Origin of the sequence: Planococcus maitriensis, from assembly GCF_003289925.1 — a bacterium.
Lineage (GTDB): Bacteria > Bacillota > Bacilli > Bacillales_A > Planococcaceae > Planococcus > Planococcus maitriensis.
Window position 1 is genome coordinate 42,685 of record NZ_QLZQ01000004.1, and the last position, 25,312, is coordinate 67,996.

25 protein-coding genes are annotated in these 25,312 nt (G+C 49.2%); 5 read left to right on the forward strand and 20 right to left on the reverse strand.

The genetic code is table 11. The annotated features are described in order from the left end of the window. Positions 1-19: 19 nt before the first annotated feature. From DP119_RS10430 to DP119_RS10475, 11 genes are all read right to left on the reverse strand, one after another. The gene (locus DP119_RS10430; protein WP_112233119.1) at positions 20-955 is read right to left on the reverse strand and encodes an acetamidase/formamidase family protein; all 936 of its coding nucleotides are present in this window, start codon (positions 953-955) and stop codon (positions 20-22) included. A 100-nt stretch (positions 956-1,055) separates the two neighbouring features. Beyond that, positions 1,056-1,208 carry a hypothetical protein gene (locus DP119_RS15845; protein WP_167358024.1) on the reverse strand — a complete coding sequence of 51 codons (153 nt, stop codon included), beginning with the start codon at positions 1,206-1,208 and terminating at the stop codon, positions 1,056-1,058. A gap of 37 nt (positions 1,209-1,245) precedes the next feature. Continuing rightward, positions 1,246-1,860: a DUF998 domain-containing protein gene (locus tag DP119_RS10435; protein ID WP_167399215.1), complete on the reverse strand. Its 615-nt coding sequence runs from the start codon at positions 1,858-1,860 to the stop codon at positions 1,246-1,248. Positions 1,861-2,089: 229 nt separating this feature from the next. Then, positions 2,090-3,166, reverse strand: coding sequence for a YkvI family membrane protein (locus tag DP119_RS10440; RefSeq protein WP_112233121.1), 1,077 nt, complete (start codon positions 3,164-3,166; stop codon positions 2,090-2,092). A 37-nt stretch (positions 3,167-3,203) separates the two neighbouring features. Next, positions 3,204-4,331, reverse strand: a complete 1,128-nt coding sequence (gene menC, locus DP119_RS10445) for an o-succinylbenzoate synthase (RefSeq protein WP_112233122.1) — start codon at positions 4,329-4,331, stop codon at positions 3,204-3,206. After that, complete coding sequence (locus DP119_RS10450) at positions 4,328-5,170, reverse strand: GNAT family N-acetyltransferase (protein WP_240616416.1); 843 nt, start codon at positions 5,168-5,170, stop codon at positions 4,328-4,330. Before DP119_RS10450 ends, menC begins: the two co-directional genes overlap by 4 nt. 5 nt (positions 5,171-5,175) lie before the next feature. Then, on the reverse strand, positions 5,176-6,312 hold the full coding sequence (locus DP119_RS10455; RefSeq protein ID WP_112233123.1) for a M20 peptidase aminoacylase family protein: 1,137 nt from the start codon (positions 6,310-6,312) through the stop codon (positions 5,176-5,178). Next, positions 6,309-7,226, reverse strand: coding sequence for a MurR/RpiR family transcriptional regulator (locus DP119_RS10460; RefSeq protein ID WP_240616417.1), 918 nt, complete (start codon positions 7,224-7,226; stop codon positions 6,309-6,311). The genes DP119_RS10455 and DP119_RS10460 overlap by 4 nt, the downstream gene beginning before the upstream one ends. Positions 7,227-7,354: 128 nt before the next feature. Continuing rightward, positions 7,355-8,188, reverse strand: a complete 834-nt coding sequence (locus DP119_RS10465; RefSeq protein ID WP_112233125.1) for an NAD(P)-dependent oxidoreductase — start codon at positions 8,186-8,188, stop codon at positions 7,355-7,357. A 68-nt stretch (positions 8,189-8,256) separates the two neighbouring features. Continuing rightward, a complete protein-coding gene (locus tag DP119_RS10470) occupies positions 8,257-9,093 on the reverse strand; it encodes a hypothetical protein (RefSeq protein WP_167399216.1) in 837 nt (278 codons plus the stop codon). After that, positions 9,059-9,577, reverse strand: a complete 519-nt coding sequence (locus DP119_RS10475; protein WP_112233127.1) for a GntT/GntP/DsdX family permease — start codon at positions 9,575-9,577, stop codon at positions 9,059-9,061. Before DP119_RS10475 ends, DP119_RS10470 begins: the two co-directional genes overlap by 35 nt. A 134-nt stretch (positions 9,578-9,711) precedes the next feature. On the opposite strand from DP119_RS10475, the gene DP119_RS10480 reads away from it, so the two are divergent. After that, on the forward strand, positions 9,712-10,593 hold the full coding sequence (locus DP119_RS10480) for a LysR family transcriptional regulator (RefSeq protein ID WP_112233128.1): 882 nt from the start codon (positions 9,712-9,714) through the stop codon (positions 10,591-10,593). A gap of 66 nt (positions 10,594-10,659) precedes the next feature. Here DP119_RS10480 and ltaS read toward each other — a convergent pair whose 3' ends face one another. The 3 genes from ltaS to DP119_RS10495 all read right to left on the reverse strand — a co-directional run bounded on the left by ltaS (position 10,660) and on the right by DP119_RS10495 (position 17,234). Continuing rightward, positions 10,660-12,597: a lipoteichoic acid synthase gene (ltaS, locus tag DP119_RS10485; RefSeq protein WP_112233129.1), complete on the reverse strand. Its 1,938-nt coding sequence runs from the start codon at positions 12,595-12,597 to the stop codon at positions 10,660-10,662. Between the two features lie 118 nt (positions 12,598-12,715). Continuing rightward, positions 12,716-13,465, reverse strand: coding sequence for a hypothetical protein (locus tag DP119_RS10490; RefSeq protein ID WP_112233130.1), 750 nt, complete (start codon positions 13,463-13,465; stop codon positions 12,716-12,718). Between the two features lie 4 nt (positions 13,466-13,469). Next, positions 13,470-17,234, reverse strand: coding sequence for an AAA domain-containing protein (locus tag DP119_RS10495; protein WP_112233131.1), 3,765 nt, complete (start codon positions 17,232-17,234; stop codon positions 13,470-13,472). Between the two features lie 229 nt (positions 17,235-17,463). On the opposite strand from DP119_RS10495, the gene DP119_RS10500 reads away from it, so the two are divergent. After that, positions 17,464-17,652, forward strand: a complete 189-nt coding sequence (locus tag DP119_RS10500) for a hypothetical protein (protein WP_112233132.1) — start codon at positions 17,464-17,466, stop codon at positions 17,650-17,652. Between the two features lie 123 nt (positions 17,653-17,775). Beyond that, the gene (locus DP119_RS10505) at positions 17,776-18,672 is read left to right on the forward strand and encodes a sulfurtransferase (protein WP_112233133.1); all 897 of its coding nucleotides are present in this window, start codon (positions 17,776-17,778) and stop codon (positions 18,670-18,672) included. A gap of 48 nt (positions 18,673-18,720) precedes the next feature. Here DP119_RS10505 and DP119_RS10510 read toward each other — a convergent pair whose 3' ends face one another. The 3 genes from DP119_RS10510 to DP119_RS10520 form a co-directional block, all read right to left on the reverse strand. Beyond that, on the reverse strand, positions 18,721-18,975 hold the full coding sequence (locus DP119_RS10510; protein WP_112233134.1) for a hypothetical protein: 255 nt from the start codon (positions 18,973-18,975) through the stop codon (positions 18,721-18,723). A gap of 129 nt (positions 18,976-19,104) precedes the next feature. Then, the gene (locus DP119_RS10515) at positions 19,105-19,608 is read right to left on the reverse strand and encodes a pyridoxamine 5'-phosphate oxidase family protein (protein ID WP_112233135.1); all 504 of its coding nucleotides are present in this window, start codon (positions 19,606-19,608) and stop codon (positions 19,105-19,107) included. Positions 19,609-19,752: 144 nt separating this feature from the next. Beyond that, positions 19,753-20,778, reverse strand: a complete 1,026-nt coding sequence (locus DP119_RS10520; protein WP_112233136.1) for an NAD-dependent epimerase/dehydratase family protein — start codon at positions 20,776-20,778, stop codon at positions 19,753-19,755. A gap of 382 nt (positions 20,779-21,160) precedes the next feature. Here DP119_RS10520 and DP119_RS10525 point away from each other — a divergent pair, with 382 nt between their 5' ends. Next, positions 21,161-21,631 (forward strand): SRPBCC family protein, encoded by a 471-nt coding sequence (locus DP119_RS10525; protein WP_112233137.1) that lies wholly within the window; start codon positions 21,161-21,163, stop codon positions 21,629-21,631. 9 nt (positions 21,632-21,640) lie between these two features. Here the strand turns inward: DP119_RS10525 and DP119_RS10530 are convergent, their stop codons facing one another. Both DP119_RS10530 and DP119_RS10535 read right to left on the reverse strand, forming a co-directional pair. After that, positions 21,641-21,910, reverse strand: a complete 270-nt coding sequence (locus tag DP119_RS10530) for a hypothetical protein (RefSeq protein WP_112233138.1) — start codon at positions 21,908-21,910, stop codon at positions 21,641-21,643. A gap of 28 nt (positions 21,911-21,938) precedes the next feature. Beyond that, the gene (locus tag DP119_RS10535; RefSeq protein WP_240616418.1) at positions 21,939-22,634 is read right to left on the reverse strand and encodes an MgtC/SapB family protein; all 696 of its coding nucleotides are present in this window, start codon (positions 22,632-22,634) and stop codon (positions 21,939-21,941) included. Between the two features lie 341 nt (positions 22,635-22,975). Here DP119_RS10535 and DP119_RS10540 point away from each other — a divergent pair, with 341 nt between their 5' ends. Then, the gene (locus DP119_RS10540; RefSeq protein WP_112233140.1) at positions 22,976-23,341 is read left to right on the forward strand and encodes a PH domain-containing protein; all 366 of its coding nucleotides are present in this window, start codon (positions 22,976-22,978) and stop codon (positions 23,339-23,341) included. Positions 23,342-23,465: 124 nt separating this feature from the next. Here the strand turns inward: DP119_RS10540 and DP119_RS10545 are convergent, their stop codons facing one another. Then, on the reverse strand, positions 23,466-25,310 hold the full coding sequence (locus DP119_RS10545) for a helix-turn-helix domain-containing protein (protein WP_112233141.1): 1,845 nt from the start codon (positions 25,308-25,310) through the stop codon (positions 23,466-23,468). Between the last annotated feature and the right edge of the window lie 2 nt (positions 25,311-25,312).

A 25,312-nucleotide genomic window follows, 5' to 3' on the forward strand; every position in this document is an offset into this window, starting at 1 on the left:
CCTGGCATTTTTTCATTGTTTAACGAATCGCACCGTGCGGCAAAATGGCGTGCACCCCTTTGACGCCGTTGACAATCTGTGTGACGTGCAGGTCGACTGCAACGCTTGCAAGCGCCGTCGCTTCTGTTTTTGATAACGAATGAAACTGCTGGATCAAGCCGACCATTTCGTCGAGAGCCGTTGCTGCGGCTTCGTTCAAGTCTTCATCAAAACCGAATGTCACCCAGCCGGCGGGCGTTTTAGCTTTCGGCATGGCAAGTTCCATTTCTTCATGGAGCACGACCGTCAAATTGACGAGATCCATCGGGCATTCGATCGCCGTTCCCGAATTCTCACCGTCGCCTTGCACAGCATGGCCATCGCCGAACGACAACAGCGCCCCTTCCACTTCGACCGGCAAAAATAGCGAGCTGCCTGCGACCAGTTCCTTGCAATCGATATTGCCGCCCGTCCGGTACGGCGGCGAGGTGCGGTGCGTTCCCGCCTCTCCAGGCGCCAGGCCGATGAGCCCGAGAAACGGCGACAGGGCGACGCTAAATTCCTTGCCGGACAATGTGCCTGTGCCGGTCATTAATTCTGCATCGAGTGTCCAGTTCACTTGGAGGCGTTCGCTGTCGGCGATGCCGAGCTTTTCGTTTTGCCAAGCCGGCGTGCCGCCTGCCCAATTGCGCCCATACCAGCCAGGCACATTTTGGTTGATGCGCACTTCGAGCACCATTCCGGGCTTCGCGCCTTCGATGGCAAACGGGCCGATGAGCGGATGGCCAAGCCGTTCTTCGTTTTCGCGCGAATGGTAAATGACCCGCTCTTCGCCCTTATGTGACGAATAGCCCCATTGGATATCCGGCGTCCTCGTTTCGATCGTATCACCTGATTGGATTGTCAAAATCGGTTTGTATTCTTTATTGAACGAAGAGTGGAGATTTTCGGATTTAAGTTCAATTTTATGGTTCATGAGTGTCCCTTTCTGTATACACGGTTTCTTTTGATTATAACGGAAAATATAACTCCTTTTATATAGAAAAAACCTGCCGATGACCCGGCAGGCTTTCCGTTTAGGCACTGCGTTTCCGGAACGCGCGCCGTTCGGCGTATATGGCGCATTGCGCACAGACGACGACCGCTTCATCACAATCGTTATAGTATTTCCGTGGCTCCCGCGCTTTTTGTTTGCACACCGCGCATTTCTTCTTGAAAAACGAGAACATATCCTGTCGCTCCTTTGATTTTAGATTCCAGATTCCTTTATTGTTTCATAGTAAAAAGCAGAAGGGAACTAACGAGCATCCACAGCTGCAGCGCACCAATATTGAGCCGTTCAACCAGCCCGAAATACGGCCAGCCCTGGGCGAAAAAGATTGCGGTCGTTCCCCCGGCAATCAAGATGAACAATCCTGTTGCGATGGAATACTGTCCGTATACTTTGAAATCACGGTCTTTTCTCAACCCAATCCCGATCAGCAGCGGTGCCAGAATCGTCAGCGGGACGATCAATGCCGTTACCGCCAAATGCATCACGCCGGTAAAGCTCAACGGTGCTCCCGGGGCATCTTGAGGAAACAAGCCATACGTAATCGACACGATATGCATCGCCAGAAAAACCAGCATGCCTGCGCGTGAAATTTTCGGCGCAAAGCGTTTAAAGACTAGATAGCCACTCGCCGCGAACACAATCGAACAGATACCGTACAAAAACGTAATGGCCGTCAACATCCCGCGGTCCGGCGCCCCTTGAGCCGTCAAATCGCTGATCGGCTGATGCAGATGGCGGTAACCTTCCCACAGCCATCCGCCAAGCAAGACGTGGAAAACGTAGAAAAACACAGCGATTGCTCCGAAAATCGTCAGTTTCTGTGCCATGTGCATCCTCCTTTAATAGAAACGCAACTCTGCTTTCCCCATTATCCCTCCTGCGATAAGATTTGGGTAATTTTTTCGCAATCAAGCTATCCCATGCTTTTATTCCATCATCACTGCCAGCTGAAAACAGCTTTAAAAAGCCAGAATGGATATCACTGGAAAGTGATGTCCATTCTGGCTTTGACGTCCTTGCTAAGGCAAAACTTGCTTGTCATGCAGATGGCTTATGTTAAAAACTCAATACTTTTGCTGCCTTTTTCTGTTTTGCTGCTTTTTTTGTCCGGAACCAAGCAAAAACGATTGCCGCGATTAATACAAAGCCGAGATAACCCATTACTGGATAGACGGTGCCAACCAGGGTTACAAAGCCGACAAAGCTGGAAGCAAATGCTACCACTCCAAAAATCCCGACAGATGCTTTGAACTTTTGAGTACCTGGTTTCACCAATCTCGCCGTGAAAGCATACAGCATTCCGACTGCTGTATTGTAAATCATGCCCAAGAGGATGACTGACATGATGCCGCCCATCACCGGGCTGATATTGTTCGCCAGGAACAATGTCGGCATAGGAACCGCTGCGATTGCTTTTAATTGCGTTAGCATAGTGACATTAATCAAAAGAATCAATAGCCCAAGCCCGAGTCCGCCGATCAGGCCGCCCCAGCCTGCAACTTTTTCATCTTTTACCGTCCCCCCCATAACCGTCATCATTGCCGCCCCTGCAGCTAAGTTATAGGAAACGTATAGGCAAGCGCCAAGCAACCAATGCGGCGCTGCCTGGCTTCCGGCCGCTGCACCGAAATCAGCCGTCGAAAAGTCGAACATCGCCAGCGAATAAATCGTCAATGCGATGACGGCCAAAAGCAAGATCGGCGTAAACATACTGATGAGTGAAATCACTTTGTTCACATTCAGCAAAACCGTACCGATGACCAAAACAGCCATTAGAATATTGCCGACAAGGCTTGGAATGCCGAATTGCTGTTCAAAAATTGCGCCTGAACCTGAGAACATGACCACGGTTACGCCAAACAGGAAGAATGTAATGATAAAGTCGACTGCAGTCCCAAAATACTTTCCGCAAATATGATAAACCACACTTTCATGGGATTTCGTCTGCAGCCGGCTTCCGAGTTGAGTCAAATTCATGCCCAGAAATGCGAACAATCCGGCTGCAATGACTGACCCTATAATTCCCCATGCCCCAAAACTAGTGAAAAATTGCAATACTTCCTGGCCAGATGCAAATCCCGCTCCCACAATAACGCCGATGAACGCAGCACCAATCTGAAAACTCTTCTTCATAATTCTTCCCCCGCTTTTTCATGTTTTTATGATCGCTTTATTGGACCGGTGCTTCCTGATTCGAAAAATGCCATTTGTCTACCGTGTAGCGCTCCAATGCCTGTCGGTCGACTTCGTAGCCGATGCCATTTCCTTCCGGCACTGTAATATAACCGTCTTCAACCGTCACTTCGGGCAAGATGATATCTTGCTCCCAATACCTTGAAGACCCTGCAGTATCCCCGGGCAATACAAAGTTCGGCAAGGTCGTCAACGCGACATTATGTGCGCGCCCGATTCCCGACTCCAGCATGCCGCCGCACCAAACGGGTATATTTTTTTCAAGGCAATAATCGTGGATCTTCTTCGCTTCCGTCAAGCCGCCGACACGGCCGATTTTAATATTGATGATTTTAGTACTGCCTAATTCAATGGCTTTTCTTGTATCTTCGAGTGAGTGGATGCTCTCATCCAGGCAAATCGGTGTCTTCAATTGGGATTGCAGCTTTGCGTGATCGATGATGTCGTCTGAAGCGAGCGGCTGCTCAATCATGGTTAAGCCGAATTCATCAAGTTCTTTCAGCAATTCCGTGTCATCAAGACGATATGCTGAATTTGCATCAGCCATCATCGGAACATCGGGAAATTGTTTGCGCAATTCCCGCATCACGTCGACATCAAAGCCAGGCTTGATTTTGACTTTAATGCGCTTATAGCCTTCTTCTACGAATCCGCGGACTGTTTCAATCAGCTCCTGCATGTTTTCATTAATGCCAATACTGATGCCGACTTCGATTTTCTCAAGCTGGCCACCCAATGCCCGGGCGAGTGTAACCTGTTCCCGTTTCGCATACAAATCCCAGACTGCCCCCTCCACTGCCGATTTTGCCATATTGTTTTTCCGCAGATGCGCAAACAGCCCATTCACTTCTTCAGGATGTCCGATATCATTCTCCAATACGATCGGCACAAGGAAATCACGGATGATATGGAGATTGGTCTCGACCGTTTCCTCGCTATACCAAGGAGAATGGAATGCAACCGATTCCCCCCATCCTGAATTGCCTTTTTCATCTTTCACTTCGACAACAAGGAATTCTTTTTCTTGAAACGTTCCGAAACTTGTGGTGAAAGGTTGTTTTAGCACCATTTTCAATTTACGCACGTTCACTTCCATGATTTTCATAAGGCTTCTCCTCTTTCTGCTTTTTCTAATGAAACCATCTCTTTCGGGATGAACCGATAATATTGGACAACATCTTCAATTTTCCGGACTCCTATAAGAACATAACCTCTGCCGAATAGCGCCTGGAAAATCCCCCTGATTTTCAAACGCCAGTCCAGTGCTAGTTCGGGTTCTTCTTTCTTGATTGTTTGAAAAGCTTTAGGGATCGGCACTTCATATGCTTCCATATCCCCTTCCAATTCATCTCCATTCACTTCCAAAACCGGATGCCCAAATTCCGACCGGTGCGTACGAAAAGGGGTTACAAAACGCATGCCTTCAGGGTGCCATTTATTTTCGACATGGGCACTTGAAATCCACCATTCGATTTGGAGGCGATCAGTCGGCAGCCCCCTGTTCAGCCCGTCGTCCATTTCCCCGTAGCAATTCTCCAAATACGTTGAACATATCCCGTTAAGCCGGGTCGTATTTAAATAGGCGTTGCGGCTTTCCAGCGGATCGAACGTCCATTGAATCAGATCATATCCGATGTCCTTGGCTGCTTTCCGCTGCTCTTCCTTCAGCATTCTGCCGATTCCGCTAGATTGGAAATCAGGATGGATGCCCATCATATGAGAGCATAAATAGGATTTTCCGTCTTTGAATCCTGCAAAGCCGTAACTATAGCCAACTAACTTCCCTTCATGGAATGCGCCGACGAGAATGCCGCCATTTTTGGAAGCTGTAAAGGTTTGGTGAGTGGGAACCGGATCCATATCCCAAACTTCACGTTCTAGAATTTGGATAAGCCGCATATCATCATTTGTTTCCAATTTCCGTATCGTGAATTTCTTTTCCACCTTGATCACCCCTTTTGTTCCAAGCGCTCGAAAGTATGCTGAAGAGCCCGCGCGAGAATTTCAATTCCGTCTAATAAACTCTCTTTGTTAAACGTCATAGCCGGATGATGCAGGCCTGGCGTCAAGCCACAGCCTAAACCTAGCATCGTCGCCTTCACTGCAGGCCTCTTTAATGTATAGAAGTGGAAGTCTTCACCGCCTGGCGTGACGATCGGAGGTTCTAAATATTCTGCACCTAAAGTCTCCTCAATCGCCCGGGACATGATAGCGACCGCCGTATCATCCACTTCCGCAGCCGCTATTTCCGCTTTGACTTCGATTGGAATCTCTACACCCGCCAGTTCTGCAATCGACCTAATCGCCTGTTTCACTTTCACGAATAATTGATCCATTACTTCATTTGTCTGGGCACGGATATCAATACTGAACATAGCTGTTCCTGGAATGACATTGGCTGATTCCCCGCCTGCTTGAAACATCGTCATTTTTGCTGAGTGCGGGACCATCGGATCTACATGGATGGAACGAATCGCTTGGACCAGCAGTGCCATCACTTCAATAGCATTCTGCCCTTCGTGAGGACGGGCACCATGTGCATCCGTTCCGAGGATCCGGCCAGACAACATTTTAGCCGATCCATGCAAAATCGCCGGTGCGGCATAGCCGTCCTGAACTTCCTGGGCAGGACGCAAATGTACCCCGTATAAATAATCCACATCATCGACAATTCCTTTATCAACGAAAGACAAAGCACCCGTTCCTTTTTCTTCAGCCGGCTGGAAAATCAATTTCAGGCGCCCTTGTTTCGGTACGCCAACTTTTTTCAGTACCAGGAAGGTACCGATGGCCAATGTCATATGGGCATCATGGCCGCAGGAATGATTGGCTTTATATTCACCATCGACTTCCTGCCAAAGCGCATCAATGTCCGCACGCAGCCCAATGCAAGGATTTCCTTCCCCTACTACAGCAACCAGCCCGGTCGAATCTTCAAAAGTTTCCACTGCAATTCCTTCCTGTTCCAGCAAACCCTTCAAATACTTGGTTGTCTCCACCTCTTTCCAGCTGATTTCCGGATGGCTATGAAGATGGTCGAATACTTCTTTTACTTTAGGTTTTATTTCATCGATGACTTCTTTCATTTCATTTTCGCCCCTTCTGTAAATAAGAAATCGCTATTCAATTCACGGTAGCGTTCCTGCCTTTTTTCGAATCCGTCTTTTTCTTCTACGATTAAGCCGGCAATTATTGCATTCATGAAGGAAAACAAAGAAGCTGTCGCATCCAAAGTGGATTTATTAGGCGAATAAATTGGAAATAACACATTAGCTACTGCATGAATCGGTGCTATTTGCGAATCGCTGATGCCGATGATAAAGCTTTGCCGCTTTTTTGCCAGCTCCGCAATTTGAATAGGTTCTTTCAAGTAACGGTGAAACGAAATAACGATCACTACCGTGTCTTCATCCATTCCGCTGATTGTCTGGATCACGTCTTCCGACTCTGGACGTATCAGCCGAACATCCGGCCTGACAAGTGTCAATGCATAAGACAACCAACTGGCAGCAGCGAAAGAAGAACGCATGCCCAATACATAAATCGCCTTTGCTGCAGAGAGGCGTTCGATAGCCTTGTCATAATCCTCTTCTTGAATTCCATCCATTGTCTGCGCAATCATTTGCCTGTCCTGTTCCATTACCTGCGAAAGAAAATGCGGCCCTTCTTGAAGTTTCACCTTCGACTTCCGGTAAACAGCCAAACTGCTTTCCTGGTTCAATAACTGTTCACGGATTATTTTCTGCAACTCTGTATACCCGCCCAGCTTCAGGCTATAGCAGAAGCGGATAACCGTCGTTTCGCTGACATTTATCCCTGCCCCTAGTTCCTGTGCTGATTTCAATGCCGCTTCCCTGGGATGATCCAGCACATGGGCTGCCACCTTTTTTTGTGATTTCGATAACTCATTGAAATGGACATTGATTAATTCTTTTATATTCATGGACTCACCCTTAAAGTTTAGGCATCTTTTCGAAATATTTTGAAGTTTCAACTTCATTTATAATTTCACTAAATTTATCATACTATTCTGACGTATACAATATATTGTTGAAAAAAATAAAAAAAAGATCCGCATTTAAGCGAATCTTTTTCGTTTGGAAGACTTGGAGACCGTCTCCTCCATCCTTATGCTTCCGGTTTTTCCTCTTCCATCGAATTGAACAATTGCGTGGAAGAAAGTGCATTGAACGGCATCGGGATGTCGTGCTTGATGCCTTGGTTGTACGCAGCGATCAAGTCTTTTTGAAGAACGGCAAGAGCAGTTTCTGCAGTCCATTCAGAAACATCGCCCCAATTGCGGACAACCCAGCTGTCGCCTGTGCTCACTTTCAGCAAGTTCAACAATTCTTCCTGCGGCAAGTCATAATGATTGCCGAGTTTCATCCCTTCCGCAACGGCATTCATATTGATGCCGAGGATTAGGTTATTGACCAATTTCGCGGCTTGGCTGTTTCCGACATCCTTGCCGTAGTAGAACGTGTTCGAGCCGACAGCGTCGAAATACGGCTGGAACGATTTGACGGTTGCTTCATCGCCGGAAGTCATGATCGACAAAGTGCCGGCTTCTGCACCCGAAGCCCCGCCGCTGACCGCCGCATCGATCAAGCGCAAATCGCTTTCTTCTTCGACTTTTTTGCTGAGCGCGTTCATCGTGTCCGGATCGAGCGTGCTCATGACGATGATCGTCTTATTTTTTGGCTGGGCCGCGAGCAACCCGTCTTCACTGAAGAGGATATCCACGTTCTGCGCGTAATCACGGACCATCGAGATGACCGCTTCGTCCGCTCGTTCCGCGACTTCCTTCAAAGTTTTGACCATTGTGATGCCTGCTTCTTCCGCTTTCGGGTAAACTGCCGGGAATGCATCATAGCCGATTACGTCAAAACCGGCTTTTTTCAAATTGACTGCCATCGGGAAGCCCATCGTTCCAAGTCCTACAAATCCAATTTTCTTGCTCATTTCAAATTCCTCCTAAAATTTTTTATTGCATCGCATTTTGCATCCATTTCTTTTTCTGAAATCCTGCCTTATGCCAAACCAAGTAAAGTCATAGCCACAATCACCGCCAGCGCGAGCCAGTGCGTGACATTGATGCTGATGAATGCATTTTTGAATGTCTCTTTCATCGACAAGCCAGCAAGACTATTGAAGATGATCAGGAAGCCTGAATATGGGACAATCGCCAATGCGCCGGATGAAATCGCAATCGTCCGGTGAACCGTTTCGGGATCGAGCCCCATATCCAGATAGATCGGCGCGAAATTCTGGACCGAGATGCCGATCGCGCCTACTGCAGAAGCGGTGATTCCCGAGATCAAGCCCGTTCCGATCATCAAGGGCAAAATCGGCGGCCCTGGAATCGACTGGATCATTTTGAAGACACTGGTGAATGCAGGGACGCTTGTCGTGATGCTTCCGAAAGCGATGGTACTCCCTGTCGTGATGGTGGATGACAAGGAATCCGTCGCCCCTTCGTTCAGCACTTCCTTCTGGTACGCAATTTGCTTGTGGAACAGGATGGCACTCAAAATAATCGCAACAATCAAAGCGACGATGATGATATTATCGACCGAACTGAATGCCAGGATGATGCCCAGCAATACAACGATCGGAAGCAAACTGATAAGAAACGGAGGAAGGTCATCTTCAGGAATTGCCTGTGCCTTTTCTGTCCCTTCTTTTACTTGGAAAGTCTCATTCTTGCGCAAGCTTTTCGCAAGTGAATACTTCATGAAGGCCAGAATGAAGATGATTGCCGCAACCGAAGTCAAAATCCCGATCAGCGGCGCTGCGGTGAGCGGTGTCCCAAGACCCGTCGATGGCACGATATTATGCAAGGATGGCGCACCTGGAAGCATCGTCATCGTGAACGTCGATGTCCCCCCCGAATATCGGGATGATGACCAGTTTCCAGGAAATGTTGAGCTCCCTGAAAATCGGTTTCGACATCGGGATCAACGCGAAGATGATAACAAAGACGTTGATGCCGCCATAAGTCAAAATGGCGGAAATGATGAATAAGGCGACCAATGCATTGTACGGGTTTTTCGTACCGACGACCGATAGCACTTTATCGGCAATGGAGACCGTCGCCCCACTTTTATCCATGTATTTCGCGAGAATCGAACCGAGCAGGAAAATCGCGAAATTCGCTGCGATAAATCCAGCAAGTGCTGCCATATAGGAATTTTCCTTGCCGAAGACAGTTTCCAATATCGGCACGCCGCTGAACAACAAGACGACAATGGTCGCGATCGGCGCCGCGACGATGATGCTGAACTTCTTCACAATGAATAATACGATGGTGACAATGCCTAGCAAAATACCGATCAAACCTAAAATATCCATTAACTTTACCTCTTACTCTCTTGTTGATTTCCTTAAGCTATTACCACCCGCTAGTATACGCCCGCTATTTACATGAGTAAAATTCATGTTTAGAATTGAAACAATCTATATTATTCATGGAAGGGGAACAGGCTGTGGACATCCGCCATCTCAATTATTTTATTGAAGTCGCCAAACATAAAAGTTTCACCAAAGCGTCCAAAGCGATGCATTTGTCCCAATCGACGTTGAGCAAGGTCGTGAAGGATCTCGAAGAGGAATTGAATGTCGAATTGATCGATAGGTCCAATAAGAACATCGAACTGACCGAAGCCGGGGAGATCGTCTTTGCCGAAGGAAAGGCAATCATCGAATCGCTCAACGATTTATCGGTGAATTTGTATGACTTGATGAATTTGAAAAAAGGCAAAATCAAAATCGGCATTCCGCCCATCATCGGATTTTTATTCTTTCCGAAAATCATCAAAGGCTTCAACGACTTATATCCGGACATCACCTTGAAGATTTCGGAGGACGACTCAAAGAAAGTCAAGCAGGAAGTGAAAGAAGGAAAACTCGACCTAGGCGTCGTCATCTTGCCGGTCGACGAAAAGGATTTTGATGTTGTCCCTCTTGTCGATGAAGAGCTGGCGTTGTTTGTCCATCATTCACATCCTTTGGCGAACAGCCAACAAATCGAAATGAGCGAGCTGGAGCACGAAGATTTTATCTTATTCAAACAAAAGCTCATCAACGACTTGATTCTTCAGGAATGCGCAAGAGCGGGTTTCCAGCCGAAAATCGCCTATGAAATTTCCGAATGGGGATTTATCAGCGAAATGATCAGTGAAAACTTGGGCATCTCCATTTGCCCGAAACCGATTGCCAAAAAATTCGACCAGGAACTGATCAAAGCCGTCTCCATCGTCAATCCGAAATTCCCATGGAAACTTGGCCTCATTTCGAAAAAGCAAAAACACCCATCTCCTGCCGTACGCGAATTCATCCAATACGTATCCGCCAATGCGCCGTTCTGATTATCCGGAACGAAAGCAAAAAGATGCCCGCCAACCGAAAATCCGGTTGGCGGGCATCTTTTCATATCATTCAGTTAAGTTTGGGGCTTGCTGGTAATAATAATCCGCCGGGTCGACCGGCGTGAAGCCGGCCGGCGTATAGAATCTCAACAAATCACCGTTGACGACCTGGTCCGACAGCTGCAATTCATATCTGCCGTGCCGCTTCAAATCCTCGGCTTGCTCGAGCTGCCGCTTATCTTCGAGCGGCAAGCCGGTTTCTGGATCGTAGAACGCTTCATTGATGGAATAGACTTCGGGGCTCGCGTAATCGCCATTGCGGAACATGACGAGTTCCTCGTGTTCTTCCGACAATAGGTCGGTGCCGAAATGCACGTAATTCTGTGTTTCCACACCGAGCAGATGCATCACGGTCGGCAACAGGTCGATCTGGCCGCCGTAGGTGTGGTTGATGCCGCCTTCCATGCCCGGTACGTGGATAAACAAAGGAACGCGCTGAAGCTTGGCGTTTTCCACTGGCGTAATGTCTTTTGACAGTATTTCAGACATCGCCTCGTTGTGGTTGTCGGAAATGCCGTAATGGTCGCCGTACATGACGATCATCGTATTGTCTGCAAGGCCCGACGCTTCGAGCTGTGCGAAGAATTGTTCAATTGCTTCGTCTGCATAGCGTGCCGTCTGGAAATAATTATCGACGCTTGCATCGCCTGTCGCCCCTTTTTCGATAGTCGCCAGTTGCTGGTCCATTTTATAAGGGAAATGATGCGCCACGGTGATGAATTTCGTATAGAACGGCTCCGGCAGCGATTCCAGGATCGGTGCCGACTGCTCAAAGAACGGCTTGTCCATGAGGCCATATTCCGCCATATCGGATTCTGTCGTGTTCGGATACGACTCGATGTCGAAGAAATGGTCATAGCCGAAAGCTTTGTAGATTTCGGAGCGGTTCCAGAACGTCCCGTTATTGCCGTGGAATACAGCTGACGTATAGCCTTCATCTTTCAAGATGGCTGGCGCCGCGTGATACGTGTTCTGCCCTTTCGTAATGAAGGCAGACCCTTTCGGCAAGCCGAACAGGGAGTTTTCCAACATGAATTCCGCATCCGAAGTTTTGCCTTGCGCTGTCTGGTGGAAGAAATTATCGAAGTACAATGTATTCGGGTCATCCTTCATCGAATTCAAGAACGGCGTTACTTCTTCCCCGTGCAATTCATAATCCATCAGGAAAGTCTGGAACGATTCCAGATGCAGGTAAACGACATTCATGCCTTCCGCTGCACCGAAATATTCTTCGCTCGGGCTCGCGTAATTGGATTTCGTATAGTTCAACACTTCCGTATTATCGTCGCTGTCCGCCATGACCCGCTGGGAGGAAGCTTTCAAGGTTTCCACTGTGTCATAAAGCGCGTAATTGTACATCCCCAGATACTTGACGATGTACGTGCGGTCAAAGCCGCGCGTCAATAAATCGGGGCGGTCCGATTCGGCAAGCGACAAATTAAAGAACGAAATGGCCAGCGCCGCAACAACCACGGGCAGCGCCACTCTCTTTTTGAAATTCCGGGCATCTTTTTCCACCCGTTTGGAAAGCACCAGTGCACCCAGCAGCAGCACGTCCACGAAAAACAGGATATCCAGCGGGCGGATCAAGCTGAGCACGCTGCCGCCCAAGTCCCCGAAGTTCTGCGTCTGGAACATCGTCGGGAGCGTGATGAAATCACTGAAGAACCGGTAATAGACGATATTGGCGTACAGCATGATGGACATGCCGAGGTAAACCGCCAACAGCGCCCAATATTTCCGTGCTCCTTTGAAAAACAGCGATAAGCTGAGCAATAGCAGTGCAGATCCTAAAGGATTGATGAACAGCAGGAATTCCTGCGTCGTTCCTTCCACCCCCAGGGTGAATTGTGTTTTTTGCGAAATATAGGTTTTCATCCACAGTACGGCTACAGCCAGCAGCAATACGGGGATGAATTTATTTGTGTTCATTTTCTTTTTCATTGTGCATTACACCTTTTCATCATCGATAGTCTGAAAGCAGGGCCTGCATGCCCGCCTTTGAAGAAACAAACTCTATTGTACTCCCATTTTCTGGAAGTTCAAAGTTTGAAGCGGATTTTCAGGAAGGTTCACCTTGTTCCATCGCTTCGCGCCATTCGACAAGTTCCTTTTCCTCGATCTGCTTTTCGAGCACCCCGTCCCATGCGCCGAGCCGGGTATTCCATACCCGCGCAAAAAAGAGGTCCTGTTTTTGGTCGTATAATTGAAACTCGAGACACGGGCTGTAGACGGTCCTGAGTTCATCACATCCCGTGATATCCGTAACGATGGCCTGATAGCCTTCTTCCGAACTGTTCAGTTCTGCTGCCAGCAACTCATGGACGCGCCTGCTATCCGCTTTTTGTTCCAGCGCGTAACGATAGACAGGCAATTCCTCTTCCGCGGGTTCCGGAATGTCTTCTATCAGCCGGTACTCATCGTGTACCGCGCTGTATGAGATGTACGCTTCCCCGCCTTCCATCGCCTCCTCGAAAATGCCTTTCTCCAACTGGCCAAGGCCTTTCTCGGTCAGCCGGTAGCCTTTCGCGTCCAGGCGGATCAGCTGCGTGCTGTGCATTTTATCGATCAAATCGCGGATGAACAGCTCTTCGACAAACAGCATCTCAGCGAGCGCTGCAGGGCGGCGGATGTCTGCTTCCTGAAACGCCAGCAGCAGCATCTTCATCAAAATGTCCATTTTGAGCCGCTTGACGCGGGCAAACGACACGTCATGGGAAACCAGCGGCACATGCCACGAAAGTTCTTTAATGATCGTCACGTCCTTGTTCGACGCCACTTCCGCGCGCAGCCTGTTATTCAGTTTGTCCACTTGCTCACCCCTTCTGCAGCACTTTTACGCCTTGTTTTTGTTCGGCCACATCGAGCACGTGCTGATACATCCGTTTCGTCTGTTCTTTTTTTGCACGCTGCGTGAACATCGCGGAACTGCCGACCATCATGAGTAATTGCTTGGCGCGCGACAACGCCACATTCAATCGGCGGTAATCTTTCGCGAAGCCGATATCGCCGCGTTCATTCCGGTTATTGCGCACCATGCTTAACAGGATGATTTCCATTTCGCTGCCCTGGAATCGGTCGACCGTGCCGGTGCGGAGCAGGAGATGCGGCAAGCGCAATTCCTGGTCGATCATGCGCTGCAGCCGCTTCACTTGTTCGCCGTAGAACGAAATGACGCCGACGGTTTTCAGCTCATCCACCGGAATCCGCCCGGCCGCTTTCGCTTCGGCCACCGCATCGTTCAGTTCCATCAGCAGGCGGCTGATTTCCGCAAGCTCCGACGGATTGTACAAGCTTTTCCCGCCGTTCATGCGCTCTTCGAAATACGCCGGTTCGTTCGGCAAATCGAGCCACATGAGATGGTTGCCTCGTTTGATCGATTCCGACTCCAGGAAATGGTCGCGTTCGGTGTCCGAATCAGCCAAGCCGCATTGCAATTGGACATTCTCGTCTTTGTAGAACGGCGAGATGGTTTCCATGATATCTTCATGCATGCGGTACTGGATGGCGAGCATCGTCTTGTTAGTGTCCGGCAAGTTCTTGTACAAGCGTTCGAACAGCGATTCTTCGAGCAGTTTCTCGAGTTCGCGCTTTTCTTCAAAACCGCTGCCCTCTTTGATCATTTCTTCTAAGGTCTCTTCCAAGGTGTCGTTGCCGAGCAATGGCGGCAATTGGTGGTGATCCCCGACCAATATGACCTTTTTGCCTTTGAGCATCGGCAATAATAGTTCAGGAGGCGTCGCTTTCGACACTTCATCGACGATAACGACATCGAATACCGGATAATTGTCCTGGAAGTCCTTGCGCGCAGATGCCACGCAAGTCGTCCCGATGACATTGGCGTGTTTGATGTACAGCTTGCGGATTTCATCCAAATCGTGCTCATTCGCCGACTCCAATAATCCGATCCACTGCTTCTGCACTGATTGCAGCAAAGGGAAGTTCTTCTGCTCTTGTTTGAGCGATTCCACATCGAATGACAAACTGGCGAGTTGTTTCGCAGTTTCTTCGTAGGCCGCTTCCGGATCCGCCAGAAGAATGGTTTCCAAAGATTGCAGTTCCTGCTCTTTCTCTGTTAGACGCCGCATCGCTCCGGCAAGTTCCGCAGCAATATCCACGATTCGCTGTTCGGCTTTCTCAAATGCTGTTTGTTCAGCAAGCAAACGGGCTTGCTGCTGCTCCAAATCCGCTGCCGCCCGTGCGGAATCCGCTTGGCCTTTCCGGAGCTGTTCCAATTGTGCCTGCCGGTCGGCAATCGCCTGTGCGATATCTTCCGGCACGTCGATCGAAACGGCCAAACCGGCCACTCGCCGTTCGATGCGCGAAACTTCTTCCCGCTTCCGTTCGAACTGCTCAAGCCCCCGTTCGTCCAAGTCCAGGTAGCGCTGCCTATGCTTTTCGAGTTCCGTGCACAGCGCTTTTTTCAATTGGCCGAATGCACGTTGTGATTCTTCCATATAAACATCGGCGGCTTTTAGCATCGCGCCTCTCCGCCAGATATCGTTCTGCCGTTTATATAAGCCGCTCAGCGCTTTTGCGAGCACGCCCGGATCGATGTGCTGTGAATTTTTCAGCACATCGCGCAGCTTTTCAAGAAACTCATCGATATTGGCTGAAGTAAACGATTCCGCTTGCGACAAGGCGTGTTGTTTCACTTGCGCCGCATCGATCCCGGAACCCCCCAGCAATTTCTCGACATAGCCGATCGCTGAAGTGACGCTCGTATTATAGGCTTCGAGTTTCTTGCGCTCTGCCATCTTGTCGCGGATCATGTCGAGTTTGCTGAGTGAGAAAGTGATCGCCGGCACTTCTTCGACCTGTTGTTCACTCATCACTTCAAGCAAACTGCCCACTTTCTTCATGCCTTCGACTGCTTCAAGTACGGCTTGCTGTTCCTGAGCTCTCGCCATCACTTCGTCCCGTTTTTCTTCAATCAACCCCATCTCGCGACGGAGTGCTGACAATTGTTCGCTCAGCTGATTCGCCTCGCGTGCGCGTTCGAGCTGCTCGATCATTTCGGTTATTTCCTGTTGCTGTTGTTCGAACCACTCGGGCCCATGCCCGTTATCGAGCAAACTTTGCGCTTGATCGATTGCCGTTTGCAGGGCGTCCATGTTCTCTTGGATGCTATGCTTTTGGCTTATTTCTTGCCGCTGTTCGAGCTCGAATGCCCGTGTTTTGTTTTGCAATGGCTCGATGGATGACTGCAATTCGCGTTGTTTCGCTTGGGCTGTCTTTTTATCTTCTACGGCTTGCTTCCATTTTTCAAAAACCGGCTGCAATTCCGCGTAGGCCTGTTGTGTTTCTTTAAGCTTGTGGGCGACTTCTTGTTCGCGAATTTCACGCGCCTCGAATTGCGCCGTGATTTCTTTTAAGGTGTGGTCTTTCCAATACTGGCCGACGTTTTCTTCGATGAATTTCTGTCCGTCTTCTTCGATGCTTTCGGTACGCCCGACGCGCAAGATGCGGATGTCTTTATGTGCAAGCAAGCGCCCGAGCGCATTGTCGACTGCCAGATTCGACTGGGAAGCGACGAGCGTGCGCAAGCCTTTCTTTGCATTTTGCAAGCAGATTTCCGAAATGACCGTCGTCTTGCCGGTTCCGGGAGGCCCTTGGATGACGTAGAGGTCTTCCGCTGACATCGCCCCTGTCACCGCTTGCTGCTGGAATTCATTCAAGCGGTTGTGGAACTCGAGCTGCGGCAATTCTGTTAGCGGCGCCACGTTCGGCCGTTCCTCGAATAACAGGCGGTCGAGTTGCGGATTGACCGCGAGGCCCTTCTCGAGATTGGTGAAGCCCTGGCGCAATCTCCGGATTTGGCTGAGTGCGGCGAAATTGCTGAACACGACTTCCTTCTTATGAAGCGCATGTGCTTTTTCACGCAGCTGCTTGACGATGTATGGGTTCAATTCGACCTCGATGGCTCGGTTTTTCGTCTTGAGGACACTGCCGACATCGCCGTCGATGCCGGTCAGACGGACGCTCAAATTGCGCAGGTTTTTCCATTCTTTGTCGCCCATGCGGCAGCCCGTCAAGGTGATGCGGCTGAAATCATGGCTGAACGCCAGATTCGAATAGCCTGTCTTGATATCCGGAATGTCCATGCCCTGTTCCTGGATCTTCAAATAGCCTTCCCAGCTCGAGATGCGTTTTTTCACATAATCCGAACGCTCTTTCGCCGGCGTCATCCGGTTGATCAAATTCATGAACACGACCGGTACCGGATCGCGCGAATTGTTGAACTGAATCGATTCCTCGCGCTGCCAATTGGTGCCGAGCGCCTGGTATGCTTTCCGCAAAGTCACATTGGTCACCAATAGCTGATGATTAGCAAACACGCAGTGAAGGACGGCCAATTGCCCATTTGCCCGATCCGTCAGCCGCGCTGTCTCTTCTGCACTGAACAGCAGCGCTACCGAAAGAGAGCCATCCGCTGTGGACGGATAGCGTTCAAGAAATACCTGAAACGGTTTGTCCGCCATAAAAAATGAGCGTTCGCTGATGCCGAACCCTCTCATCTTTTCCGATGCGGTTTTAGTTAGACGTATGGACGTCTGATATGTTTTTGTCTGGGTTGCCATTGTGTCATCACCTGTTCCGCCAAACTGAAAGAGCCGGATAGCCTAGCTGTTTCTTCGGGTTTTCGCTGTAGATCGTATCTTCTAATCATATCACCTGCAGGCCCCTTATGTTTTCTGAACTTATGTATTTTATCGGAAAGCCTTCTTTTGGCTTACATAATTTCGCCCGTTGAAGAACTTGAAACTTTCGTGCATCAACAGCGTAAACCAGATAAAGGAGATGAAAAATATGGAGCATACAGAAAAGCAATGCCCAGATTGCGGAGGGAATTCGTTTGTCCAAGCGGCGGATTTCGTCAACTTGCGGCCATTGAATAAGAAAATGTCTTTCGGTTCGGAGCGAGTCTTCACGGTTTGCCTCGATTGCGGTGAAGTCGTTTCCATCAAAGTGAAAGAGCCCGAAAAGCTGTTGCCCTGATTTTTATGAAGTGGGCCGGTAATGATTGTATTCTATCCGCATCATAACTTATAATCCTTATAGGAATACATGTTTTAATGGATGCGTGATTCACTAGCTTCTATAGTTGAAGGAGGAATTCAAATGAAAGACATGCCTTTGATCGTTACCACTGACTGGCTCGCGGAACATGCGGAAGATCCGGGTTTACGGATTATCGATGCGACCGTCTTCATGAGCTTCCCCGAAGCCGGCGGCCCGCCTAATGTTGAATCCGGAAAACAGGCGTTTACAGAAGGCCATATCCCGGGGGCGGCCTTTGCCGATTTGGCCGGTGAATTATCCGATACGGCGAGCGAATTGCCGTTCATGGTCCCGCCGCGTGAAGTGTTCATCGAAAAGCTGGCGGAACTCGGCATCGGCGACGGTACGTTTACGGTCATTTACGACCGCAACGCTCTCGCCGGCGAAGATGTGGCCGCTTCCTACTGGGCATCCCGCCTTGCCTGGCAGATGCGCTACGAGGGATTCAGCCAGGTCGCGGTACTCGAAGGCGGCCTGCAAAAATGGCTGGCAGAAGGCCGTGAACTTTCTACGGATACCGTGACTTACCCGAAAGCCAAATTTACGGGACAGCGCCGTCCGGAACTCATCGCGACAAAAGAAGACGTGCGGCGGGCGATTGAAGACGGACAGACGATCCTCATCAACAGCCTGTCTGCAGAAGAATTCCATGGCAGCCGGTCCGACGACCCGCGCAGCGGCCATATCCCAAGCAGTGAACATGTTTTTTTCGGCGACCACGCCGACGAGCAGACCAAAGCGCTTCATCCAGACGACCAGCTTCGCGCCGCTTTCGAAAAAACCGGCGCGCTCGATCCCGCTAACAAAGTCATCACTTATTGCGGAGGCGGCATCGCTGCCACATGGAACGCCCTTTTGCTGAACAAACTCGGCCAGGAAAACGTCGCAGTCTATGACGGCTCGATGGCCGAATGGGCAAGCGACCCGTCCTGCCCTGTCGTGAAAAGCGGAAATTGACATAGCGAAAGGCTCCCCAGGCAAACCTGGGGAGCCTTTTTGTGTGGCTTAATCTTTACTGGAATATACCAATTCGTTCTCGACGAATGCTTTGCATTGGATCGTGAAGAATCCGCCGACTGTGGCTTTCAAGTCTTTTGCGCCTTGTGCGGTTTTCAGTTTGCCGTTCAATTCACCGCTGAAACTGATTCCCAGGTTCTCGTCCTGGAGCTGTCCATCGACAAACAATTTTTCGCCTTCGAACCAGCGATTCTCGATCAGTATATGGCGTCCCTCATAGGTGAATTCAAAGCTTTTCTTCATCCAATCTCCCCTTCTGCATCTACTTTCCACTATCATCCATTTCCATTATTAGTGTATCACATTATTTTCCCCATAAAAAAGGGCATCCGGCCCGAAAGCGGATGCCCTTATGAATGGCTATTGCAGATATCAATTCGGCTTTTTGAAATCCACCGTGTCGTTCAGTTCGCTATCGTTGTCATCGACCGACTCTTTACTTGTCAGCTTTTGCGCAAAGTTCTTCACGGTTTTCAGCATATTGCCCGACTCCCAGTATTCCGCGGTTTCAGGCGTCACTTTGATCAGCACGACATTCGGGTCATCGTAGCTGGTCTCCAGCATTTTGTCGAATATCGGGTTCCAGTATTTTTTCTTGCGTTCCAAATCCTCCATAAATTCAGCACGTCCGCTGATGGACACATAGGATTTTCCCGCATACGCCAAATTGACCGTCGGGTTCGACGCAATCTCCTCGTATTTATCCGTGTCTTTCAAGGTGACAAACCATAAATCCCCATCGAATTCAGTCTCCTGCGTTTGCATCGGGCGCGAAACAGGTTTGCCGTCCACGACCGTAGTCATCATCGCAACTTTGATGTCCTTGATGAGATCCTTGACGGTTTCCACTGCCTCTTCGTGTGTATGCTCTGCCATCTTGTATCTCCTCCTTCAATTTAATAGCCTGTGATAAATCATTACAGTGTCTTAGTTTCCCGCACTGAATTGCCGTTAAACTTTGTAAGAAATCCCGGAAAACGTATAGCGGCCCCTAGCAGCCCGATGCAAACTAGCCGGCACTCAATTATCCGGTTCCCTTGAACGCCATTTGTCCAGCACGCCCTGCTCTTTGTCACGGGCAAGCCCTGCCTTTAGTTCCCTGGGTTCTTGCGCGAGCTCCCATTCACGCGTATCGCGGATGGTTTCGGAAAGCGGGCGGAACGTGAGCCCCGCCTCTTGCGCCTTATGGATATCAAGAGACAGAAAGCCTTCCATCTGCTCGCTGTCCGGTATCCATAAAGGCAGCTCCATACAAAAGCCGACTTCACTTTCCAGGAGAAACGCTTCATTCACCCAGGCGAATTCCGCATCGCTCTTCAACTCTCTTTTGCATTCGCCTAAAAATGCTTCCATCGTCAAAGCCGATCCTGGCCCGGCCGCATTGAAAACGCCGCTGTTCTGTTGTTCGGCCATGTGGATGACCCACTCCGCCAAATCCCGTACGTCGATAAATTGGATTTGTTTGCCTTTCCGGCCCGGTGCAAGTACTTCCCCGCCGTTTGCGATACGGTTGACCCAATAGCTGAAGCGGCCCGTGAAATCGTATGGCTCGACGATCAGCCCAGGGCGGACAATGAGGCTATGCCCGGGAAATTGCTGCTCCACTTCCTGCTCGCATAGAAATTTCAGTTCGCCATAGTATTCATTATTCGGCGGGGCCGTCTTGCCTTTTGTCATCTCCTCCGCATCGGGCAGCGCCAGCCGGCTGACAGGATGCTCCTCGCTGATGCCCGGGCTTTCCAATTCATCGTAGACGGAAGCGCTGGAGATGAAAATATACTGCCCGGCCCGCCCTGCAAGAAGCTTGGCCGACTCACGGGCCACTCGCGGCACAAAACCGCACGTGTCGATGACCGCATCCCATTCGCCCTCCTCAAGCGCAGACAAATCGCTTCCCCGGTCACCGGCCAATTTCCCCACATCCGGAAAAAGTCCCGGGTTTTCTTTTCCGCGGTTGAACAGCGTGACTTCGTGCCCGCGCTTTATCGCCGACTCGGTAAGAAAGCGCCCCAGAAACCGGGTCCCGCCGAGAATCAGTATTTTCATTGCGATTCCTCCTGTCGTGATTTTCATTGACCGCATGCGCAGAATCTATTCCGCCGAGCGTATTCGCTAAGAAACTTTCAATGGCCTTCCTGCCCGCAGCTGATATTAATTAGTGTAACTCCTTTTAATTTGAATATTCTAATAATTAATTGCAATTCAGCCTCATTTCCTATATAATAGCAGTGCCTAATTTATCGAAAACGAATCCATTCTATTTCCTGTCCTGTTGCATTCACTTCATCCAGTTTGGAGAATTGGCGATTGTTTTAGCATCAGTTGTGATCGGCAAAAAGAGTTCCCACATCGTTTTAACACCCATGAGGCGAAGAACGATTCGAACCTCACTTCCCATACACGGAGCATGGACGAGGAGGAACATGGTATGTGGAATATCAAAAAAAGCGTTTATATTGACCGGCCGATTGATGAAGTTTACCATTACGCAATCAACCCGAGCGATTGGTTCCAATGGTACGTCGGCCTTTCGGAACCCGAAAGCCTGGTTGGCCAAGGAGAGACCGGCACGACCATGGACATGAAATACACGATGCTCGGAATGCATTTGCCGATTGAAGTTGAAGTCGTGGAAACAGGCAAAGACGGCGATGGCTATTCATGGAGAGGTACCGTCAAGGGCGCGATCACATCCGACCAGTTCTGGACCTATGTCCCGGAAGGAAAAGGCGTCGAAATTTCCTTGGACATGAACTATGAACTGCCGGGTAAATTGGTTGGCAAAGTCGCCAATAAACTCATCATCAAGAAACTGATGGACAATTCCATGGAGCAAACCTTGAATAATTTAAAAGCTGTCTGCGAAACGTCCGACACCTACAGCATGAATGCAGACTGAAAACCGGATTTACGTGACTACCGGTTTCGGCAATCGCCAATTTGAAATAGCTGCCCATTGCGATGGAGAATCCATCCGGGCAGCTGTTTTTTCATGTATATAAGATTTCCTGCTGTAATTGAATACGAAATCATGCTCCGACTGGACACCGTCCGCTGATTGTTCCCAGGAACCGTCGATAAAGTCTCGGGCTCCGTTCACTTTGCCGATGAACCACTGGCGGAAATCGAGCGGCGAGAAACCAGGCCCGGCCCGCCACAATTTCCAGATCCCGCTCATCTTTTCGCAAGTTTATTCAAGCTCGCTTTTAAATGTTCACTTTTATAACAGCTTGTGATTTCTGCAATTCTTTCACTAGTTCTATTTCTTGGTCTGTCTGCCCGGCTTCTATCGAAAAAATGTATTTCGAAATTTTATTGCTGCCGTATAAGGCTCCATCTTCAATACGGAAGTCGATGACCGCCAGTTGATGCTCTTCAAAAGAACTGCTTATTTCCGAGAATATTCCCTCATGATCTTCGGCTATTATTGTTATCTGCCTTTGCTTGGAACTTGGGATATACTTTTTTTCCAGTTCCCCAAGCACAAATAGGACCGCAAGTACGATGACAGTAGTCAGCACTGCTACATAATACATTCCAATGCCGATCACCAAACCAAGCCCTGCAGCCACCCAAATCGAAGCAGCTGTCGCCAGTCCTTTTACGGATTTCCCGTGGACGATGATGGTCCCTGCGCCAAGAAAACCGATCCCGCTAATGACATAGGACGGAATACGGCTTGGATCGAATTGGATAGGGCCTTCCGCAGTTTTAATGAAAGAATCAAATCCAGTGATGGAAAGAAGCATCATCAAACAAGCTCCGATACCCACCAGCAGATGCGTACGGAGTCCGGCAGGCTGTTTTTTCATTTCTCTTTCCAGCCCGATCAGCCCGCTTAACAAAGCAGCCATCAGAAGCCGTAACGTGATGACCATATAATCATCTGGAAAAAAGTCCATATTCATTCCTCCGATACGATGGCATCCTTTATCCCTACATACCCTCTTGATAGGCTCCCCATTCTTTCTAGCCAAAGTAAATCCGCAGAAAACCATAAAATGAACCGTATGGAACCGTTCTCCCTCCAGCCGGTTAACCCATTGGCATTTTTTGCCCCAGTCCTGCACGGTGTGGCAGCTGCGGGCAGCTTGTTGCGGAACTTGCTGAAGGATGCGATTTCGCCGAGCCAAACAAGGAGTTGATTGCATGGATCGGCATTCGAATGGCCTATCCCATTTTCATAGCCCCGCTTTCTTCCATATGCCATACTGGTATCAATAACGGATTAGGGGGAATTCAAATGGCAGAACTGAATGCAATGATGGGCTGGACCTTCGTCCAGGAAATCGATGTGCCGAAATCGGTAAAGGAATTGCTGATAGACGGCGAGGAGGCGAAAGTCGCTTACAAAACATTGCGCGATACCGCTGTCGTGACGAACAAGCGCATCATCATTTCCGACAAGCAAGGCTTGACCGGGAAAAAAGTCGAAGTCTACACCATCCCGTTCACATCGGTCAATATGTACTCGACCGAAAACGCCGGCACTTTCGATGCCAATGCGGAAATCCAGCTGTGGACGAAAGCCGGCACCTTCAAATTGAACTTGAATAAGAAAGTCGATATCCGCAAACTGGATAAGATTATTGCGAAAGCGATTCTTTAATCTCAGTAAATCAGCCTCTTCCTTCAAGAAAGGGGCTGTTTTACTATTCTTTCATATCTCCGATACATTGCTTCTTCAACAATAAGCAAAAGAAAAAAGTCTAGAAGAAAATTCCCCCAGACCCTTAAAATTCCCCTATGACTTTCAGCGCTTTCAATGCCAACAGCAAATCGAATTGCGTTTTGGAATCGCGCAGGTCCAGATCGGCGATTTCGCTGATTTTGTTGACTCGGTACCGGAGGCCGCTGACGGACAATTGCAGCTTGCTTGATGTCAATTCCAGGTTGCCGCCGTTCATCAAAAACTCATATAGCGTATGCATATAATCTTTCTGCTGTTCGGATTTTCCATACAATTGCCCTAATTGCAGTTCTGCAATTTTGCGGATGGCCTGCTCTTCCTGGGAATGGATGAGGATGCCGAGAATGCCGAGCTCCCTGAAATTCATTGTCGGTTCACGTTCGGTCGTGAAGCGTGCAGCGGTCATCGCTTCGCTCATCCGGTCGCTTACCTGATCGAGGTCACGACTTGTCGAACTGACACCGACCTGGCATTTGATTTTCGGATGCGCTTTATGCAGCCGCTTCAGAAACTGCTGCGGCCCGCTGTGCATGAGCGTATGTTCAGCCGATTCCGGGATAAAGCATAAGATGCCATTCGCACGTTGGACTTGGAGCACTTCATAATCGCGCTCCTGGAAAAACTGGATCACTTCTTCGTAAATATTCGTGAACATCGACAAATTGCCTTGTTCGTTGAATTCGTTATAGCCGAGCGCCAAATACGCGACATGGTAATCGCCGGACACGTCGATATTGAGCAGGTTCATCTCGCGGACGATCTGTTCTTTCGATTCAAACCCGTCCATCAGCATCTTCTCGAACAAGATCCCCTTGGTCCTCACATTCGCTTCCATGATGTTTTTATTATTCAGATGCACCAAAGCGCAAATCGACGCAAATCGGCCCAGCAGCATCCGGTCGATTTCGGGCGGTGCTGACCTTTCGTGCCCATAGACGAATGAGCAATAACCGATAACGTGGTTCTGTATATAGATGGGAGCCGAAAGCCGGCTCGAATGTTCAAATTGAAGAAACTCGGTTTTTTGGATCGGCCATTCGTTCAGCCGTTTATGGAACGGGGCTTGTAAATGCGTTAATGCCCCCATGTCAATATTTTCGAACTCGATGATCTGCCCTTTTGTATTCTCGACAATCATCGGTTCTGTTATGTGTTTTTTGAGTATGCCCAAAATGTTTTTTAATTGGTTCGACCGGATCAATTCATCCGTTAATTCATTATGGATATCGATGACCATCTGCAGGCGGTTGCGTTCTTCCTCCACCTGGGAAAACGGAACAATCTCCTCCGTTGGCCCGATTTCCATGAAATGCTCGTATTCTGCCGGAGCCCATTCTTCGAGCAATTTGCCTTCCCATTCGCAAAATTCATCCCTGCAAGCTTCGCAAGCCGATTCTTTGAAAAAGACATCCTTGCCGATCAAGGTTGAAATATATCCACTGGCAAAGCCACATAATGTATAGCATACCGGTTTGACGGTTGTCAGCTGTTCATCCCGATAAGTTTCCGCCTCAAAAGAATGATGCCATCTCCCTTTCAGCAAAATGGATGCCACTTGATCTCCCGAAATCTCCACTTGCTTGACGTCTACATTGACATTCGCCTGTCCCCAGGCTTCATGGATAGCAGGACCATGAAAAATGAGCCCCAGAATGTCCATATCCTGTTGTTCTTTAGCGGCAAGTGCCGCATCGCGCCCTTGCGACCAGCCAAACTGGAAAAAGCTTTTTTTCACTTTTTCCAATCCCAGCATCTTGATCAATTGCAGCTGCCAACTGGCAAAAGACGCCCGTGGAAATTCCACGGGGCGGTCTTCAGGAAATTTACGGGACTGCTTTTTGTCCATGCTGCCCCACATCATTTGCATAGGAGTCATGTTGTGTACCATTC